The organism is Lentilactobacillus hilgardii DSM 20176 = ATCC 8290 (assembly GCF_000159315.1).
Classification (GTDB): domain Bacteria; phylum Bacillota; class Bacilli; order Lactobacillales; family Lactobacillaceae; genus Lentilactobacillus; species Lentilactobacillus hilgardii.
On the sequence record NZ_GG669993.1, the window covers coordinates 103,960 to 121,238 of the forward strand.

Sequence of the window (17,279 nt, forward strand, 5' to 3'; positions counted from 1 at the left end):
TTGCTAAAATAACAAAGAAGGAGGTGCCAATTAATGTTTTCATATTCGGTAGTTGGAGCTCAACTTTATACCGGAGACATGATTTTTGTTATGATCAGTTTCTTGATTTTGATGTTTCTGATCAAACTCATTGCATGGAATCCGATTACTAAGATGATGCAAAACCGTTCAGATAAGATCGCTAATGATATTGATTCTGCTAAGAACTCACGTGATAAAGCCGCTGAACTTGCTCAACAACGTCAAGCACAATTAGATAAGACTCGTGAAGATGCAAATAATCTCATTAACACTGCTAAAGAGAATGGGCAGAGACAACGTGAACAGATTGTTGAAGATGCGAGAAATGAAGCATCTAATCTTAAGAGTTCTGCTGAAAAGGATATTGAACAACAGCGACAAGAAGCTTTGGCTAATTCTCGTAAAGATGTGGCAAGCCTTTCAATTGAAATTGCAACTAAGATTATTTCAAAAGAACTGAATGAACAAGATCAAAAAGGGCTGGTCGATTCTTATATTGAAGGGTTGGGTAAGCAGAAATGAAATCAACTAACATAACAGCAGCTAAGAAATATGCCAAAGCAATGTTTGAAGTCCTAACAGATGCTAAGGACCTTGAAGACGGCTACGCTGATTTAATTGAACTTCGCAAAATTTTTGTTACCAATCCCAAGTTGATTGATATTCTTGATGATATGCGGGTTTCTGATGATCAAAAAACGTCATTGCTAGCTCCTATCACTAAAAATGCATCTGACTTTATCAATAATTTTCTCAAAGTCGTAGCAAGTTATCGTCGCTTTCCTGACATTATAACGATCATTGATCAATTCCAGCAATTATACGAAGATGATAAAAAGATCGTTCGCGCGGAGGTTGTGTCAGCAACTGAGCTAGATAATAATCAGCAGGATCGCTTGGCAAAAGCCTTTGAGAAACGGGTTGGTGCCGCTAAGGTCATTTTTGATACAAAGGTTGACAAGTCACTTATTGGTGGTATTGTTATCAAATCTTCTGATGTCATTATTGATGGTAGTGTTAAAACTCGAATTAATAAAGTGAAAGAATTATTGTTGAACTAACGATATCTATTTAAAGAGGTGAAACTTATGAGCATTAAAGCTGAGGAAATCAGTGCTCTTATCAAGCAACAATTGCAAGGTTACCAAAACGAGCTTGATGTTAAAGAAACAGGTATCGTTACATATGTTGGTGATGGTATCGCTCGTGCGCATGGTCTTGAAAATGCGTTGTCTGGGGAGTTGCTCGACTTCGGCCACGGTGTTTTCGGAATGGTTCAAAACCTTGAAGCCAATGATGTTGGTATTATGGTTTTGGGTGATGATACAAATATCCGTGAAGGAGATTCTGTAAAACGTACTGGTCGGATTATGGAAGTCCCTGTTGGGGACGATATGATTGGACGAGTTGTTAATTCACTCGGTCAACCGATTGATGGTAAAGGACCTATTAAGGCCGATGATCATAAGGCAATTGAACACAAAGCACCAGGTGTTATGGATCGGAAATCTGTTTTTGAACCATTGCAAACTGGTATTAAATCAATTGATTCTTTGATTCCAATTGGTCGTGGTCAGCGTGAGTTGATTATCGGAGATCGTAAAACCGGTAAAACTTCGATTGCCATTGATACTATTCTTAATCAAAAAGGTCAAAATATGAAGTGTATTTACGTTGCTATTGGGCAAAAGGAATCAACTGTCCGTGCATCTGTAAGTACACTTGAAAAGTTTGGTGCAATGGATTATACAACTGTTATTTCTGCGGGTCCTTCTGAACCTGCTTCACTGTTGTACATTGCTCCTTATGCCGGTGCAACGATGGGCGAATACTTTATGCACAAAGGTCAACATGTTTTGATCGTTTATGATGATTTGTCAAAGCAAGCTAACGCATATCGTGAACTTTCCTTGATTCTTCGTCGACCACCTGGTCGTGAAGCTTATCCTGGTGATATTTTCTATACTCATTCACGTTTGTTGGAACGAGCTGCCAAGCTGAGTGATAAATTAGGCGGTGGGTCAATGACGGCTTTGCCGATTGTTGAAACTCAAGCCGGAGATGTTTCAGCTTATATCCCAACCAACGTTATTTCAATTACTGATGGTCAGATCTTCTTGGATGCTGACAGTTTCTATTCAGGTGTTCGTCCTGCCGTAGATGCCGGTACATCAGTTTCTCGTGTTGGTGGTGATGCACAGGTTAAAGCAATGAAGAAAGTTGCTGGTACCTTGCGTCTTGATTTGGCTTCATATCATGAATTGGAATCATTCGCACAATTTGGTTCAGATCTTGATGAAGCTACTCAGGCTAAATTGAATCGTGGTGCTCGAACTGTTGAAGTTTTGAAGCAACCGCTACATTCTCCAATCCCAGTTGAAAAACAAGTTCTTATTTTGTATTGCTTGACACATGGCTTTTTGGACAAAATTGAAATTGATGACATTCTTCGTTATCAAAATGAGATTTTCGACTTCTTTGATCGTTCACACAAGGATTTATTGGACAGTATTGCTAAGACTGGTAATTTGCCTGATACGTCTAAAATGGATGCTGCAATTAAAGAATTTGAACAAACATTTCAACCAAGTAAGCAAGATGAAGGACAAACAACTGCCTCAAATGATGATCAGAAGTCAACTGCAACAAATGACTAGTTTTTAAGGAGGGTGAGATTACATGCCTGCTTCGCTTAACGATGTTAAACATCGGATTACTTCTACAAAGAAGACGCGTCAGATTACGAATGCAATGGAAATGGTTTCTCAGGCTAAATTAAACCAAATCCAAAAGCATACATCAAGCTACGCGGAATATGCAAGCCAAGTAAAATCTGTAGTTATGCATTTAGCTCAGTCCCATATTCTGGATGGGCTAAAATCCTCAGGTCATTCAGCAAACAATGATCAGTCTAAAGCTAAGAGAACTGCCTATTTAGTTATCACATCCGATAGAGGAATGGTGGGTAGCTATAATGCCAATGTCATTAGAGATTCTAATGAATTTATCAGTAAACATTCTGGTGTGTCGGGTGATTATACTATTATTGCTGTTGGCGGTAATGGTTCTGATTTTTACAAGAAGCGTGGTCAAAATGTTTCTTATGAATACCGGGGTGTGAGTGATGTACCAACGTTTAACGAAGTTCGTCAAATCGTCAAAATGATTACATCTATGTATGACAAGGGCGAATTTGATGAGTTATACGTTTGTTACGAACATTTTGTTAACCGATTGGTTTCTCGATTTAGAGCCGAGAAGATGCTTCCTGTAGATAGTGAAGCAATTCAGGGTGAAGCAAGTCAAGAAATTAAAACTAAAGAATTAACTGCTGAATATGATGTTGAGCCATCTGAAAAAGAAGTTTTGAATGTTGTATTGCCACAATATTCTGAGAGCTTGGTATATGGTGCGATTCTTGACGCAAAAACGTCAGAACATGCTTCAAGTGCAACTGCAATGAAATCGGCCTCAGACAATGCTGACGATTTGATTGCATCAGTGGAGTTACAATATAACCGAGCTCGTCAGGCTGCGATTACGACTGAAATTACTGAAATCACTGGTGGTCAGGAAGCTCTTAAGTCAGATAACAATTAGATGGAGGAATTAACTAACATGAGTACTGGTAAAGTTTTACAAGTTATCGGACCAGTTGTTGACGTTGAATTCTCCTTGAACGACAAATTACCAGAAATTAACACTGCCTTAAATGTTCATGTAAGTGACGATAAAACACTTGTTGTTGAAGTTGCACTTGATTTAGGTGATGGTGTTGTGCGAACGATCGCGATGGATGGAACCGATGGTCTTCGTCGTGGAATGGAAGTTGAAAATACTGAATCATCCATTAGTGTTCCTGTTGGTAATGACACACTTGGTCGTGTGTTTAATGTTCTTGGAGAACCAATTGATGGCGGTCCAGAATTTGGCTCAGACGCAGAACGTTGGCCGATTCACCGTGAGGCCCCGAAGTATGATGAATTAAGCCCATCAACTGAAATTTTGGAAACCGGAATTAAGGTTATCGATTTATTGGAACCATACATTCGTGGTGGTAAAGTTGGATTGTTCGGTGGTGCCGGTGTTGGTAAAACCGTTTTAATTCAGGAATTGATTCATAACATCGCACAAGGACACAATGGTATTTCAGTGTTTACCGGTGTTGGTGAACGAACCCGTGAAGGTAATGATATGTATTACGAAATGAAAGGATCAGGAGTTCTTGCCAAGACTGCCATGGTTTATGGTCAAATGAACGAGCCTCCTGGTGCGCGTATGCGTGTTGCCTTAACAGGATTAACGATTGCAGAGTACTTCCGTGATGAAGCTGGACAAGATGTTCTGCTATTTATTGATAACATTTTCCGATTTACTCAAGCTGGCTCAGAAGTTTCAGCTTTGCTTGGACGTATTCCATCAGCTGTTGGTTATCAACCGACGCTGGCTACTGAAATGGGTCAATTGCAAGAGCGAATTACTTCTACTAAGAAGGGTGCGATTACATCTATTCAAGCCGTTTATGTGCCTGCCGATGATTATACCGACCCTGCACCAGCAACGACGTTTGCCCATTTGGATGCCACAACTAACTTGGAACGTTCATTAACACAACAAGGTATTTATCCAGCTGTTGATCCGTTGGCTTCAACATCGTCAGCCTTGGATCCACAAATTGTTGGCCAAGAACATTATGATGTGGCTACTGAAGTCCAACACGTTTTACAGCGTTACCGTGAATTGCAAGATATCATTTCAATTCTTGGTATGGATGAATTGTCCGACGAAGAAAAAACAATTGTTAACCGTGCCCGAAGAATTCAATTTTTCCTTTCACAAAGCTTCTCAGTTGCTGAACAATTTACGGGTCTTCCTGGTAAATATGTATCAGTTACTGATACAGTTAAGGGATTTAAAGACATTCTTGACGGTAAATACGATGACATTCCAGAAGATGCGTTCCGTAATTGTGGACCAATCGAAGATGTTATTGCTAATGCTAAGAGGTTACAAGGTAACTCAACTGCAGACACAAGTGATGAAAAGCAAAGTGCAGCAAACTAAGGAGGGAGTTTAATTGGCTGATAGTTCAGTTATTAACATTAATATTGTTACTCCCGATGGAAAAGTTTACGAGCATTCCGCTGCTGACATGATAGTTGTTTCAACACAATCGGGACAACTGGGAATCATGGCAAATCACGTGCCGATCATTGCAACTCTTGATGTTGATGAAACAAGGGTAAAGTATGGTAATGAAGAGGATGAAATTGCTGTAAACGGTGGTTTTATTGAATTCTCAAACAATACGGCAACGATTGTAGCTGATAGTGCCGAGAATCAGAGTGACATTGATGTTGCTCGGGCAGAAAGTGCTAGACAACGTGCCCAGAGATTGATTACAGAAGCCCGTCAAAAAAATGACGAAGCTGCATTGGATCGTGCTCAAGTTGCGTTGCGTAGAGCTGTTAACCGAATTAATGTTGCTAGAAAGTAAAACAATTAAGTTTCGAAAAGATCAAAGCAAATCTTCAATGTTGCTTTGATCTTTTTTTGTCTGTTAGTATATAAGAATCAAATTAGTTTTATGACAATCGCTAACAATGTTTGATGTTGAGCAAATGTAAGCACTGACATATTTACTTTCGATCTCCCCATGGTAATTAGAGCTTTAGAAAGTGAATCAATTATGAGAAAGCGCACGCTTTTTCTTAAAAAACGCGAAAATATGAGACAAGTTTGCACCTTTATGATATAGTTGTCAGTGAATTGGGGGAATTTAGATGAAAATGATTGGCATTCAAGCCATCGTAACACTTGTTACGTATTTCCTATTTATTGCAATGGCGTTTAGGAGTGTTCAAGAAATCCACATCGAGCGTTATCTCCCTCTTCGTGCGTTGCCTGGGAAATTGTTGATCGTGTTATTATCAATTACAATTGGGTATGCATGTGCACAATTTTTCCTTTCAGTAATCACTAATATTCAAAATTTAATTTATTTAATAAAATAATGTAGGAGGCGTTCTTGTGGAAAAAATTATTGTACATGGTGGAAACCCACTAAAGGGAAGAGTACATATTGACGGGGCGAAGAATGCTGTATTGCCAATTCAAGCTGCTACTATTTTGGCCAGTGAAGGTCACACATCTATTTCAAACGTACCGCTATTGTCTGATGTGTATACAATGAACAATGTGTTACGGTTTTTAAATGTAAAGGTTGATTTTGATGAGTTACATAATGAAATCACTTTTGATGCATCATCAGAAATATCTAGTGAAGCACCATTTGAATATGTTTCAAAAATGCGGGCTTCAATTGTTGTGATGGGCCCATTATTAGCTCGCTTAGGTCGGGCAAAAGTTGCTTTGCCAGGTGGTTGTGCTATTGGGTCCAGACCAATCGATTTACATTTAAAGGGGTTTGAGGCTTTAGGGGCCACAATTGAACAGCATGACGGTTATGTTGAAGCAACGGCTCCAAATGGGTTAGTTGGAACTGACATCTATCTTGATTTTCCTAGTGTTGGTGCAACCCAAAATATCATGATGGCCGCAACTTTGGCAACTGGTAAGACAATTATTCAAAATGCAGCCCGTGAGCCCGAAATAGTTGATTTAGCCAACGTGTTAAATAAAATGGGCGCAAAGGTTGTTGGTGCCGGCACTGAGCAGATTCGTATTCAGGGCGTTTCTGAACTTCATGGGACTGACCATTCAGTTGTTCAAGATCGTATTGAGGCAGGGACCTTTATGATTGCCGCTGCAGTTACAAAGGGCGATGTTTTAATTGAAGATGCAATTGCTGAGCACAATAAGCCGTTGATTTTAAAAATGCGTGAAATGGGTGTATCAGTTACCGAATCAGATGCCGGAATCCGTGTGATTGGACCGGATCATTTGAAACCTGTAGATGTTAAGACGTTGCCTCATCCCGGATTTCCGACGGATATGCAGCCTCAAATGACTATTCTGCAATTAGCAGCAGATGGAAACAGTTCAATGACCGAGACGGTTTTTGAAAATCGCTTTATGCATATGGAAGAACTTCGACGGATGAATGCTAAGTACACAATTTCCGGACGAACGGTTATTATGAATGGTCCAACAGACTTTAATGGTGCTGAAGTTGCAGCAACTGATTTACGAGCCGCAGCAGCATTAGTCATTGCAGGCCTTGTTGCGAAGGGTTATACACAGGTCAGCAATTTACAATATTTGGATCGAGGCTACTATGATTTCCATAAGAAATTGGCTAGCCTGGGCGCTGAAATTAAACGTGTCAATGTCGAAGATGATTCAATCATTGTTAATCAATCTTCATCAGTTAAACATCTAAATAAGTAAAGCTGAGGACCGGAGCGAAACCGTTTGTGTTTTGTACCGGTCTTTTTGCGGTTGAGGTCTAGTTGAGACGATGAGATTAAATCTTTTCTAAACTAAGCCATGTTTATTGAGAATACTTAAGAACTGTTAGAAACTAGCAATAGATGTGATATAATTAATTTTTGAGATTAAAGTTTTTCAGGAGGAAGTTCACAGATGGCAAAAGACATAGGAATTGACTTAGGAACTGCCAACGTATTGATCTACGTTGCCGGAAAGGGGATAGTATTAAATGAGCCCTCAGTTGTGGCGATTGATACTCGAACCGGTAAAGCATTGGCGGTCGGAACAGAAGCATATCGGATGGTTGGCCGAACACCCAGTAATATTCGGGCAATTCGTCCATTAAAAGACGGCGTTATTTCTGATTTTGATATTACCGAGGAAATGCTTACCTACTTTATTAATAAATTAGATGTTAAGGGATTCATGTCCAAGCCAAAGATCATGATCTGTGCGCCAACAAACGTAACAGAAATTGAAAGAAATGCGATTGTCCAGGCAGCTGAAAAAGCCGGTGGCGGTCAAGTATATCTTGAAGAAGAACCAAAAGTTGCTGCCGTTGGAGCAGGAATGGATATTTTCCAGCCACGTGGTAACATGATTATTGATATGGGTGGTGGTACCAGTGATATTGCAGTTATTTCGTTAGGTGATATTGTTGCCAGCAAATCGATTCGGATTGCCGGAGATAAAATGAATACTGAAATTGTCACTTATATCAAACAAAAGCATGGTTTGATTATTGGTGAGCACACTGCTGAAAAAATTAAGATTGAAATTGGCACTGCGAAAAAAGATGACAAAGATGTTAAGAAATTAGAGGTTCGTGGTCGAGATGCTGTTTCAGGAATGCCACGGGCAATTACAATTGATAGTAACGAAGTTGCCGACGCAATTGCTGATACTGTTCAGTTGATTGTCGACGGTGCAAAAGAAGTTTTGGAAATTATCCCACCAGAATTGGCTTCGGATATTGTTGATCGCGGCATTATGCTAACTGGTGGTGGCGCACTTCTTCGTAACATTGATCAAGTGATTGCTGATGCTTTGACGGTACCTGTGATTATTTCCGAAAATCCTTTGGACAATGTTGCAAAGGGTGCGGGTGTTCTGTTGGAGCAATATATTAAAAATCCGAAACTTAAGACGAAATAGGATAAAAAGCGGGAGTTTTAGTGAAAAAAATTCTGATGTTGATAGTTCGCGGCTATCAGCACTTTATATCGCCCCTCTTTCCGCCAACGTGTCGTTATTATCCAACGTGCAGTCATTATATGCTGATCGCATTGGAGAAGCATGGTGCGCTTAAGGGGGCTGTTATGGGGATAGCTCGAATTTTAAGATGCCATCCATTTGTCCGTGGCGGATATGATCCGGTTCCGGATCATTTTACTATTTTTAGAAATAAATCCGCTCGGGACCAATATCGCAAATCGATGCACTTAAAATAGGATTAACAGGAGAGATTGAATGAGTAAGGCTATTAAAAGTATCAATGTTGAAATTAAAGATTCCAAGGACCAAAATGGTAACCAGGTTTCCGATTTGATGATCGGTCGCAAACGGATTGGTTCGATTACGAAAGTGAATGACGACAAATTCCAAGCCGTTAACACTCATCAGGAAAGCTATCATGTCAAAACTTTTGATGAAGGCGTCCAGTTATTAATTAAAGACTTTCATCTACATCATTAATAAGTTATTGCGCGATGAGGAGGTTTAAATTTGGATACCAAACGCGGTACGGACAAAGAAAAAGAATCCAGAATTGACTGGGGGATTATTTTCTGCGTTTTGATGCTTGCTTTGATTGGCTTAGCGTCAATTTACGTTGCTGCAACTCATGATTCCAGTGCGACCAGTGTTTTAAGACAAGTTGTTTCGCAGCTTGTTTGGTATGTCATCGGAATTGTTGCAGTTATTATCATCATGCAGTTTGATTCGGAGCAATTGTGGAAAGTGGCACCACTTGCTTACTGGCTGGGAATACTGCTACTAGCAAGTGTTTTGGTGCTTTATAGTCGAACGTATTATGTTAATACCGGTGCTAAAAGCTGGTTTTCTTTAGCAGGGTTGACATTTCAACCATCTGAAGTGATGAAACCAGCGTATATTTTAATGTTGGGCAGGGTTATTGTTGAGCATAATGACAGACATCCGCTAAAAACGGCTAAAAGTGATTGGCTATTAATTGGTAAAATGATCTTATGGACGGTACCAATTGCAGTCTTGTTAAAATTACAAAATGATTTTGGAACGATGCTTGTTTTCTTTGCCATCTTAGGTGGCATGATCATTGTTTCCGGCATTACCTGGAAGATTATTTTACCATCCGTCATTATAATTTTTGTTACTGCCGGAACGGCTCTCGCACTGGTTATTCCAGAAGCAGGTCGGAAAATATTGGAAAAGATTGGTTTTCAAGCCTATCAGTTTAATCGGGTTGATACGTGGCTTCATCCTTCTGCCGATACTTCTAATCAGGGGTATCAGTTGTGGCAAAGCATGAAAGCAATCGGTTCAGGTGGTATATTTGGAACAGGCTTTAATCAGTCGCACGTCTACGTACCGGTTCGAGAATCAGATATGATTTTTTCCGTTATTGGTGAAAATTTCGGTTTCATTGGCAGTTGTGTATTAATTTTCCTTTATTTCCTGTTGATTTATCAAATGATAAAGGTTACCTTTGAAACAAGGAATGTTTTTTATGCTTATATCTCCACTGGCGTTATTATGATGATTCTCTTTCATGTATTTGAGAATGTTGGCATGAGTATTGGCTTATTGCCATTAACTGGTATTCCTTTGCCTTTTGTAAGTGCCGGGGGTTCAGCTTTAATCGGAAATATGATTGGTATTGGTCTTATTATGTCAATGCAATATCATAATAAAAGTTATATGTTTGGTGAAGATAAAGAATTTTCTTAAAAGGGTGGATTGATCATGGATACAAAGTATTATTGGACTGATGAAGATAATGGTGTTGTTACTGTTGGACTAACTGCCGATGGTCAAAATGAACTTGGAAATATTACATTTGCATCGTTACCAAGGGTAGGTGCTTCTTTGACTACCAAGGACACATTGTTAAATGTTGAAGCTGACAAAGCTGTTTCAGATATTCCAAGCCCGGTTGCCGGTAAAGTTATTGCAATTAATGATAAAGCTGCAAACGATCCCTCAGTTCTAAATAAGAGGGATAAAGCAGATTCATGGATTGCAAAAATCCAGAAGTAACAATTCTTGACGTTAGCATTGATTGTAGTAAACTAACATATAGTTAAATGACAAAAAAGTGACAAGATAAGTAAATAGATAAAGTTGAATCAGAGAACTCTGGTAGCTGAGAAAGAGTCTACTGAATCTATTGAAGATGGTCTTGATTTTTTCAAGTGTTGATGAGGTTAAAACAAGTCAACAATGGTTAACGCCCATTATTCCGTTGAGTATAGATTGCACTATGCTCTTTGAGGTTGTTATTGAAAAATAATAACGAATAAAGGTGGTACCACGAAAAAAGCTTTTCGTCCTTCAGACAATGATTAATTGTTTGTTGAAGGATGAAAGGCTTTTTTTAGTATCTTGACAAGTTAGGAGTGGATTAAATTGATTCGGTTTAAAGATGTGTCGAAAGACTACAGCACCAAGGATGGTAAATTAACTGCCGTTTCAGATGTCAATATTGAAATCAATGATGGCGAAATTTTCGGCATAGTCGGTTATTCCGGAGCAGGTAAGAGTACTTTGGTCCGAATGTTGGATGGTTTGGAAGCACCAACAAAAGGTGAAATTGATATTAACGGTACGAATATTGCCAAACTGTATGGTCATAGATTGCGCGTACAACGACAAAAAATCGGAATGATCTTTCAGCATTTCAATCTGTTATGGTCCCGGACAGTTATTGACAATATTGCACTGCCTCTGGAAATCGCAAAAGTTCCAAAGAAAAAACGTCAGGCTCGTGCCGAAGAACTGGTTAAATTGGTTGGCTTGGAGGGACGTGAGCACTCTTATCCTTCTGAACTCTCCGGTGGTCAAAAGCAACGTGTTGGAATTGCAAGAGCGTTGGCAAATGAACCGACGATTTTAATCTCAGATGAAGCAACCAGTGCATTGGACCCTGATACGACTAACGAGGTATTGGATCTCCTGCTTAAGATTAATAAAGAAATGAATTTGACTATTTTATTAATCACTCATGAAATGCATGCTATCGCAAAAATTTGTGAAAGGGTAGCTGTAATGGACTCAGGACGTGTAGTGGAGAGTGGATCCGTTTTTGATGTATTCCGGCATCCCAAAGAAGAAGTTACCAAAAAGTTTGTTAGCGAGGAATTTTCACCACAGCAAGAAGATTCGACCATTACACTGGATGAATTAATTAAAAAGTATCCTGAAGGGCAGATCATTAGATTGGTTTTTCATGGACCACAAGCTGAACTGCCAATTGTTTCAGAAGTTGTTAAGCGATACTCAGAGCTGCAAATCAGTATTTTGGCAGGGGCAATTCGACAAACTCAAGAAGGCGCTTTAGGGTCACTTGATTTACAATTTATTGGTGATGAAAAACAAATTACTGATGCGTTGGATTACCTTAAAAAAATGCGTGTTGAAACGGAGGTGATTCACCATGAGTAACGCAACCGGATTGAAATCGTATTTTATTTTTAAAAATGTTGATTGGCCGTCAATGTGGTCTGCTACTTGGGAGACTGTTTGGATGACGTTAATATCAATGATTGCAGTAGTAGTTTTTGGTATTATTTTGGGGTTGATTTTATATGAAACCAGGACTCATAATGGGCCTTTGTTTAAAGTCTTAAATTGGATTGTTGGACTCTTTGTTGATATATTTCGTTCAATTCCATTTATTATTTTGATTGTGCTTTTATTGCCTGTTACCAAAGAAATGATTGGGACAATTATTGGCCCGAGAGCTGCGCTACCATCTTTGGTCATTTCGGCTTCTCCATTTTATGCAAGAATGGTTGAGTCCTATTTTCGGGAAGTCGACTCTGGTGTTATTGAAGCTGCTGAATCAATGGGAGCTACGACTTGGGGGATTATTACCAAGGTACTTTTGCCTGAAAGCAAACCTGCTTTAATTGCTGGCGCTACAGTAACGACCATTTCATTAATTTCTTATACTGCGATGGCTGGTGCAATTGGTGCTGGGGGCCTTGGAAATCTTGCCTATCTGGATGGCTTTCAGTCCAGTAATAACACCGTTACACTTGTTGCGACGGTTATTATTTGTTTATTTGTTTTCTTAGTTCAATATATTGGCGACTTGCTTGTTAAAGTGACTGATAAGCGAACATTATAATATTTTATTTGGAGGGTTTCACATGAAGAAGAAATTATTAGGTTTATTTGCAGTCGTATTCACGGCTTTCTTGTTAGTTGGGTGCTCTTCCTCAAGTACAAGCAAGAAAACCACTACGCTTAAGATTGGTGCATCAAATGTACCACACGCCCAGATTTTAAGGCATGTTGCACCACAACTGAAAAAAGAAGGCGTTAACTTGAAAATTACCGTCTTTCAAGATTATGTAATGCCCAACAAAGCATTGGCTGACAAGGAATTGGATGCTAATTATTTCCAGCATATTCCTTTCTTAAAACAATGGAATAAAGAAAACCACGGCACTTTAGTAGATGCGGGTGGCGTTCATATTGAACCCATTGCTGTTTTTTCTAAGAAAGTCAAAAACCTTAAAGATTTGAAGAAGGGTGCTACTGTTCTTGTAAGTAACAACACCCCAGACTATGGTCGAATTCTTCAGTTGTTTAAGAACGCCGGATTGATCACTTTGAAGAAGGGCGTTAATATTGAATCGGCTACTTTCGATGACATTGCATCTAATCCCCGCCATCTGAAATTCAAGCACAGTTATGAACCGAAATTAATGCCGCAAATCTACAAGAACGGTGAGGGTGATGCCGTTGTTATCAATGCAAATTATGCTGTTCAAGCCGGTTTGGATCCTCGTAAACAATCAATTGCGATTGAAGGTCGTGACACCCCTTACGTCAACATTATTGCTACTCGTAAAGGAGATCAGAACAAACCAGCTATTAAGAAACTGGTGAAGGCACTACAATCAACAAGTACTCAGAAATGGATTTATAACAAATACAAGGGTGCAGTTCTACCAGTAAAGAATGTTAAGTAAATAGTGTTATTTAAATGGCTTCCGCTTTATACTTAGGATAGTAAATCGATTACTTTTCTCAGTGGTAAAGGGGGAGTTTTTTTGAAAGAGAAGAATGTATTCCATGTTAATGGCTACATTGGTCTGGTGGTTGCCTTGGTGTTGCTTGCTTTTGGTGGTTACCTTTTATGGATTGGTAGTCAAGATACTTCGGTTAGCTCCATTGTATTTGGCACGTTAATTATTATTTTGGATCTACTTTTTGCCAGTTCCCTGACAATCATTCAACCAAACGAAGCGAAAGTATTAACCTTTTTTGGCAATTATATTGGCACTATTCGAACACCGGGCTTGTTCATGACGGTTCCCTTAACCAGCAAGCAAACCATTTCGCTGCGAGTTCGAAATTTTAATAGTCAAATTATTAAGGTGAACGATTCAAAGGGTAATCCCGTGGAAATTGCAGCCGTTATTGTCTATAAAGTTGTTGACTCTGCTAAAGCAATTTTTAATGTTGAAGACTATGAACAATTTGTTGAAATCCAAAGTGAGTCGGCAATTCGTCATATTGCAAGTCAATACCCGTATGACAGTTTTGATGAAGAAAAGGATATTTTAACTTTACGCGGTAATTCCACAGAGGTTTCTGAGGCCCTAAAGGGAGAACTTCAGGAGCGATTGGAAGTGGCAGGATTGACGATCATGGAAACCAGATTGACCCATTTGGCTTATGCAACTGAGATTGCGAGTGCAATGCTTCAACGTCAACAAGCAACGGCCATTCTTTCTGCAAGAAAAATTATTGTTCAAGGAGCTGTGGAAATCTCTCAAGAGGCGGTAAAGCAGCTTCAAAAAAATATCAGCATTGATATTCCAGATGAGAAAAAGATTCAAATGATCAACAACGTACTGGTTTCAATTATTACGGAACGTGGTACCCAAAATGTGATTAATACAGATAATGTCAGTTAGTTTGATTAATTTTATTCAACTTAATATAAGTCGGAAAGTTTGGAATTAAATGCTAAACTTTCCGATTTTTTTGTTGACATATTTGCACTTGGCATATATAGTTAGTTACACAAGTAATGAACTAATACAGGAGGACAATATGACTCGGGAAATTGTTAAAACTCAAAATTTACACAAGGTATACGATCAGAATTCCGAAAGACCATATGAAGCGTTAAAAGGGATTAGCTTTACAGTTGATGAAGGTGACTTTGTAGGCATTATGGGCGCCTCAGGTTCCGGGAAAACAACGTTATTAAACATTCTAGCAACGTTGGATAAACCAACAAGTGGGAGTGTTCAGATAGATGGCAACGATATTACACAACTAACATCAAACGAAATGTCTGATTTTCGCTCACAAAGATTGGGATTCATCTTTCAAGATTTTAACTTACTCGAAACGTTAACAGTATTTGAGAATATAGCATTACCGCTATCACTGCAAAATATAAAGGGACGGCTTACTAATCAAAAGGTTCGAGAATCGGCCGCAAAATTGGGAATTGAAGAGTTGTTGGCAAAATATCCAACTCAATTATCCGGTGGTCAAAAGCAGCGGGTAGCCGCTGCAAGAGCGCTGGTTTCTAATCCATCCATCATATTTGGTGATGAGCCAACCGGTGCACTTGATTCAACCAACGCTCGGGAATTATTGGATACGTTGAAAAATATTAATCGACAGGGTGTTTCTGTTCTTCTTGTCACACATGATCCATTCTCAGCAAGTTTCTGCAAACGAATTCTGTTTATTAAAGATGGTAAAATCGGGGATGAAATTCAAGCTGGTAATCGCGATCGGACACAGTTTTATCAAGAAATTCTGGAAAAGTTAGGGACGTTTGAACAGTAATTGGAGGAAAAGTCATGTTATTAAAGATTTCACTTTCTGGGGTAAAGTCGCGTTGGAAAGACTATTGCGTGCTTTTTTCCGGAATCATTATGGCGTCAGCCATTTTTTACATGTTTGAGGCAATCGCACTAAATAAAAAGTTTGTGTCATCAACAACGGTTGGTCAAAATGCCAGGGCGGTTTTTATCCTTGGATCCGTACTGTTAATCATTATTACTTTGGTATATGTTTTTTATGCAAATAATTTTTTAATGAGTATGAGAAAACATGATTATGGGTTATTTATGATGTTAGGTGCTAAGCGTTCTAAAATTAGTAAATTAATTAGTTTTGAAACTCTAATCGTTGGTGCTGCTTCGACGTTATTGGGCATTGTTGCCGGAATAGGCCTAACAAAAATCGTCAGTAGTTTTTTAATTACTTCATTGGAAATTCCAATTAAATATTTTCAGGCGATATATGTTCCAGCGATTTGGACGACACTTATTTTATTCATGATTTTATTTGCAATTGCAGGTATGATTAATGCAGGTGTTTTTTCCAGAACAGCAGCACTTAAACTGCTAAAGTCTGAAAATCAAACTGATTGGAAACAACCAAAAACTAAGCGACTTGTCATACAGGCGGTTCTTGGTGTTTTACTTCTTAGTGGTGGTTATTATGCAATGTATGATATTCGCCAATTACAAGTCGGCTCAATCTGGATTGGCCTTATTACAATTGTTGCAGGGACTTATCTTATTTTTAACTCCTTTTTTGTGATGTTGCTTGAAAGAATCCAACAATCATCACTTAATAGTAAGGGGATTAATAATTTTACAATTGCACAGCTAAAATTTCGAATTCGTGATTATACAAAAATTTTATCGGTTGTTTCACTGTTGTTTGCTTTAGCGCTTGGTGCAATTACGGTCGGAATTGGATTTCAAAGCGATATTCCAGAAATTGCTAATGGCAATAATGCATATGCCATTTCTGCCACTAACCCATCCGCAAAAATGTCTTCATTAATAGCAAAGGTTGAGGGTAAAACAACGAGTCATTATCAGCAAAAGGTGACTGATAAAGTTGTTTATTATCGTTCTAGTGATTTTAATAAAAGTCCACTGAAATATTCAGCGTTCGTTCTTAAGGGAAATCAGGCTGGTCTTTCGCAGATTAAGACTAGTACACTAAAGCAATTAAAAGATCCTCAGTCACCAGCGTATCAACAACTCTCCTCACTGCAAGATCCAAGCCTAAAATCCCGTCGAATCAGATTCATTTCTGATACAACATTTGATCAACTGAGGGGTCGGACAAATGAGTTACAATTAATTAGAGTTAAAGATATTAACAGTCAATATCGGTCTCTAAAATCTGTTATGGATCTGCAAAAGACAGAATTTGGTTCTCAAACTGTACAATTAATGGGGGAATCTATTGTCTTATATTCAATGCTCAAAAGCATGTTTTCAAGTATGGAATTCATGGGAGTCTTTCTTGGAATTGCGTTTTTGGCAATGCTGGCCAGTTGCTTAATGTTTAAAATTTTAAGTGGTGCGCAAAGCGATAAAGTTCGATTTGAAATGTTAAATAAAATTGGTACTCGTAAAAAGGTTCTACAGCACTCAATCATGCTTCAAATTTTAGGATTGTTTGGGCTTCCTGCAGTCCTTGGGTTATTGGATGTGGCCTTTGGATTGCAAATGTTTGTAAAAGCAAATCTCTTGTACCATGCTTATCGTACATTTGCTTATTCTTCAATTGGCTTTCTTGTGTTATATTTGATCTATTATGGTGTGACAGTGTTAATCTACCAGAAGATAGTGATACCAAAGACCAGAAGTGAAAAATAATGATAG

At 38.7% G+C, this 17,279-nt stretch carries 19 protein-coding genes and 1 other annotated feature; all 19 genes read left to right on the plus strand.

Going from position 1 to position 17,279, the window contains the following annotated elements:
- Nucleotides 1–33: 33 nt before the first annotated feature.
- The 19 genes from atpF (at nucleotide 34) to HMPREF0519_RS04675 (ending at nucleotide 17,273) form a co-directional block, all read left to right on the plus strand.
- Nucleotides 34–543, plus strand: coding sequence for a F0F1 ATP synthase subunit B (atpF, locus tag HMPREF0519_RS04590; RefSeq protein WP_003559912.1), 510 nt, complete (start codon nucleotides 34–36; stop codon nucleotides 541–543).
- A complete protein-coding gene (locus tag HMPREF0519_RS04595; RefSeq protein WP_003559914.1) occupies nucleotides 540–1,082 on the plus strand; it encodes a F0F1 ATP synthase subunit delta in 543 nt (180 codons plus the stop codon). Before atpF ends, HMPREF0519_RS04595 begins: the two co-directional genes overlap by 4 nt.
- A gap of 27 nt (nucleotides 1,083–1,109) precedes the next feature.
- The gene (gene atpA / locus HMPREF0519_RS04600) at nucleotides 1,110–2,678 is read left to right on the plus strand and encodes a F0F1 ATP synthase subunit alpha (RefSeq protein ID WP_003635054.1); all 1,569 of its coding nucleotides are present in this window, start codon (nucleotides 1,110–1,112) and stop codon (nucleotides 2,676–2,678) included.
- Between the two features lie 22 nt (nucleotides 2,679–2,700).
- Nucleotides 2,701–3,621: a F0F1 ATP synthase subunit gamma gene (locus tag HMPREF0519_RS04605; protein ID WP_003635056.1), complete on the plus strand. Its 921-nt coding sequence runs from the start codon at nucleotides 2,701–2,703 to the stop codon at nucleotides 3,619–3,621.
- Nucleotides 3,622–3,639: 18 nt separating this feature from the next.
- On the plus strand, nucleotides 3,640–5,085 hold the full coding sequence (gene atpD, locus HMPREF0519_RS04610; protein ID WP_190870492.1) for a F0F1 ATP synthase subunit beta: 1,446 nt from the start codon (nucleotides 3,640–3,642) through the stop codon (nucleotides 5,083–5,085).
- Nucleotides 5,086–5,098: 13 nt separating this feature from the next.
- Nucleotides 5,099–5,518, plus strand: a complete 420-nt coding sequence (locus HMPREF0519_RS04615) for a F0F1 ATP synthase subunit epsilon (RefSeq protein WP_003559922.1) — start codon at nucleotides 5,099–5,101, stop codon at nucleotides 5,516–5,518.
- A 286-nt stretch (nucleotides 5,519–5,804) separates the two neighbouring features.
- A complete protein-coding gene (locus tag HMPREF0519_RS04620; protein WP_003559924.1) occupies nucleotides 5,805–6,035 on the plus strand; it encodes a DUF1146 family protein in 231 nt (76 codons plus the stop codon).
- 16 nt (nucleotides 6,036–6,051) lie between these two features.
- On the plus strand, nucleotides 6,052–7,371 hold the full coding sequence (murA, locus tag HMPREF0519_RS04625; protein ID WP_003559926.1) for a UDP-N-acetylglucosamine 1-carboxyvinyltransferase: 1,320 nt from the start codon (nucleotides 6,052–6,054) through the stop codon (nucleotides 7,369–7,371).
- A gap of 195 nt (nucleotides 7,372–7,566) precedes the next feature.
- A complete protein-coding gene (locus tag HMPREF0519_RS04630) occupies nucleotides 7,567–8,568 on the plus strand; it encodes a rod shape-determining protein (protein ID WP_003635061.1) in 1,002 nt (333 codons plus the stop codon).
- A gap of 20 nt (nucleotides 8,569–8,588) precedes the next feature.
- Nucleotides 8,589–8,864: a membrane protein insertion efficiency factor YidD gene (yidD, locus tag HMPREF0519_RS13295; RefSeq protein WP_081446423.1), complete on the plus strand. Its 276-nt coding sequence runs from the start codon at nucleotides 8,589–8,591 to the stop codon at nucleotides 8,862–8,864.
- Between the two features lie 19 nt (nucleotides 8,865–8,883).
- On the plus strand, nucleotides 8,884–9,108 hold the full coding sequence (locus tag HMPREF0519_RS04635) for a DUF2969 domain-containing protein (RefSeq protein WP_003553586.1): 225 nt from the start codon (nucleotides 8,884–8,886) through the stop codon (nucleotides 9,106–9,108).
- 30 nt (nucleotides 9,109–9,138) lie between these two features.
- Complete coding sequence (locus tag HMPREF0519_RS04640; RefSeq protein ID WP_003635064.1) at nucleotides 9,139–10,341, plus strand: FtsW/RodA/SpoVE family cell cycle protein; 1,203 nt, start codon at nucleotides 9,139–9,141, stop codon at nucleotides 10,339–10,341.
- 15 nt (nucleotides 10,342–10,356) lie between these two features.
- Complete coding sequence (locus HMPREF0519_RS04645; RefSeq protein WP_003635066.1) at nucleotides 10,357–10,650, plus strand: glycine cleavage system H family protein; 294 nt, start codon at nucleotides 10,357–10,359, stop codon at nucleotides 10,648–10,650.
- A 49-nt stretch (nucleotides 10,651–10,699) separates the two neighbouring features.
- Nucleotides 10,700–10,948, plus strand: a binding site (T-box leader).
- Between the two features lie 71 nt (nucleotides 10,949–11,019).
- Nucleotides 11,020–12,054, plus strand: a complete 1,035-nt coding sequence (locus HMPREF0519_RS04650) for a methionine ABC transporter ATP-binding protein (protein ID WP_003559933.1) — start codon at nucleotides 11,020–11,022, stop codon at nucleotides 12,052–12,054.
- Nucleotides 12,047–12,742, plus strand: coding sequence for a methionine ABC transporter permease (locus tag HMPREF0519_RS04655; RefSeq protein WP_003553593.1), 696 nt, complete (start codon nucleotides 12,047–12,049; stop codon nucleotides 12,740–12,742). The genes HMPREF0519_RS04650 and HMPREF0519_RS04655 overlap by 8 nt, the downstream gene beginning before the upstream one ends.
- Before the next feature lie 22 nt (nucleotides 12,743–12,764).
- Nucleotides 12,765–13,592 carry a MetQ/NlpA family ABC transporter substrate-binding protein gene (locus HMPREF0519_RS04660; RefSeq protein WP_003553594.1) on the plus strand — a complete coding sequence of 276 codons (828 nt, stop codon included), beginning with the start codon at nucleotides 12,765–12,767 and terminating at the stop codon, nucleotides 13,590–13,592.
- An 81-nt stretch (nucleotides 13,593–13,673) separates the two neighbouring features.
- Nucleotides 13,674–14,543: an SPFH domain-containing protein gene (locus HMPREF0519_RS04665; RefSeq protein ID WP_003553595.1), complete on the plus strand. Its 870-nt coding sequence runs from the start codon at nucleotides 13,674–13,676 to the stop codon at nucleotides 14,541–14,543.
- Between the two features lie 139 nt (nucleotides 14,544–14,682).
- A complete protein-coding gene (locus tag HMPREF0519_RS04670) occupies nucleotides 14,683–15,435 on the plus strand; it encodes an ABC transporter ATP-binding protein (RefSeq protein ID WP_035462720.1) in 753 nt (250 codons plus the stop codon).
- Nucleotides 15,436–15,449: 14 nt separating this feature from the next.
- On the plus strand, nucleotides 15,450–17,273 hold the full coding sequence (locus tag HMPREF0519_RS04675) for an FtsX-like permease family protein (protein ID WP_040472710.1): 1,824 nt from the start codon (nucleotides 15,450–15,452) through the stop codon (nucleotides 17,271–17,273).
- Nucleotides 17,274–17,279: the final 6 nt, after the last annotated feature.